The 2,019-nt window shown below is 48.5% G+C and carries 1 protein-coding gene and 1 pseudogene; both read left to right on the top strand.

The window, feature by feature from the left end; all coding sequences use genetic code 11:
• Positions 1–664 (top strand): annotated as a pseudogene (locus JGK14_RS00005) (hypothetical protein); the annotation flags it as partial.
• A 220-nt stretch (positions 665–884) separates the two neighbouring features.
• Entirely contained in the window at positions 885–1,805 is a 921-nt protein-coding gene (locus tag JGK14_RS00010) for an NAD(+) kinase (protein WP_293194015.1), read from the top strand.
• Positions 1,806–2,019: the final 214 nt, after the last annotated feature.

The following is a 2,019-nucleotide window of genomic DNA, read 5'->3' on the forward strand; positions in this document are numbered from 1 at the left end:
TGCTGACTGGGGCGGGCAAGATGCCCACCCCACAGTCAAATTACTCAACAGTGGAACAGGCATCTTGCCTGTTGCTGACTGGGGCGGGCAAGATGCCCAACCCCTACTCCCCACAGTCAAATTACTCAACAGTGGAACAGGCATCTTGCCTGTTGCCCAGAATGCAGTATCACAAACAAAAATAGCAATTAGACAAGTCAGCGAATTGGCAGATGCGATCGACTCTAACGGATTCATGCCTATATCAGGAAGTTACAATCCCAACACATATTATCGACAACGCGCTTACGTTTCAGGCAAGTACGATCGCGACTACGAAGACTTCAACCTCAGCGGCAAACAAGCAACAGCCTTTAATTCAGTCGTAGCATTTACCAAAACTCGGAAAATCCCCCTAATTTTCGTCAATTTGCCCCTCACCGACGACTACCTAGATCCAACTCGTCGGTGGGCAGAACAGCAGTTTAGACAACGAATGCAGCAACTCTCGCGACAAAAAGGATTCGCCTTCCGCGACTTGTCCCAGCGGTGGCCAAATCGCAACGACTATTTCTTAGATCCCAGCCACCTCAACCGTTTTGGGGCGATCGCAGTTTCTCGCATCCTCGCCTCCGATACCAGCATTATTTGGCCGCAGCCCAAATCCCGAAGTATTGATGGGTAATCAATACCATTTTCGATGGGCGATTTTCGATTAAACAATGGGGAATTCTCGTTCCCCGGCGCTGCCGAGGAACGCAGATGCTTTGGCTATGCCTCGCAATTTTCAAGAATAGTTTAATATCTAAAATGATGTCCGAAATCAATTTGTGCGATCGAACATTTTGAGATTTTTTAGTTCAGTCTAAAATCCCAAACCCCAAATCCCAAATCCCAAATTAATTGTGCAACTAAAACAAGTAATTATCGCCCACAAAGCCCGAGACACCCTCAGCCAGCGGTGGGCAGAACAGTGTGCCCGCCAGCTAGAAAGTCGCGGGTGTCAAGTTTTAATGGGCCCCAGCGGCCCGAAAGATAACCCGTATCCGGTGTTTTTAGCTTCTAGTAACAGCCCGATCGATCTAGCCGTAGTCCTCGGCGGCGACGGTACAGCCCTGGCCGCAGCCCGGAATTTGTCTGCTGACGGCATCCCGATTTTAGCTGCGAATGTAGGCGGACATCTGGGTTTTTTAACCGAGTCTTTTGAGGATTTCCAAAATACTGAGGAGATTTGGGACAGACTAGCCGAAGATAGGTATGCCGTGCAGAAGCGGATGATGTTGCAGGCGGCGGTTTTTGAGGGAAACAGAACTAATCTTGAACCGGAAAGCGATCGATTTTTGGCACTTAATGAAATGTGTGTCAAACCTGCTTCTGCCGATCGAATGCCGAGCTGTATTCTAGAAATGGAAGTTGACGGCGAAGTAGTCGATCAATATCAAGGCGACGGTTTAATTGTGGCAACCCCTACCGGTTCGACTTGCTACACCGCATCTGCCAACGGGCCGATTATCCACTCGGGAATGGATGCGATCGCAGTTACTCCGATTTGCCCTTTAAGTTTATCCAGTCGGGCTGTAGTTTTGCCGCCCGGTTCCGTCGTCAGCATTTGGCCCTTAGCAGATTACGAACTCAGTACAAAACTCTGGATGGACGGCATTTTAGCTACAGCAATTTGGCCCGGACAGCGCGTAGATGTGCGGATGGCAGACTGCGAAGCCAAATTTATCATTTTGCGGGAAAACTATTCTTATTACGGCACATTGAGGGAAAAACTTCAGTGGGCCGGAGCCCGAATTCGGTACACCAACAATCACCGCAATTAATCCAAATCATCAACCGTTCAATTAGGTACGTAGTTGCGCTTCAGCGCTCTTTTGCAAAATCTAGAAAAGAGCGCTTTAATTAGGTACGTTGTTGCGCTTAAGCGCTCTTTTCCACAATCTCTAAAAGAGCGCTTCAATTAGGTACGTAGTTGCGCTTAAGCGCTCTTTTCCACAATCTCCGAAAGAGCGCTCAAGCGCAACTACGTACCTTAAG

Origin of the sequence: Microcoleus sp. PH2017_28_MFU_U_A, from assembly GCF_020738035.1 — a bacterium.
GTDB lineage: Bacteria > Cyanobacteriota > Cyanobacteriia > Cyanobacteriales > Microcoleaceae > Microcoleus.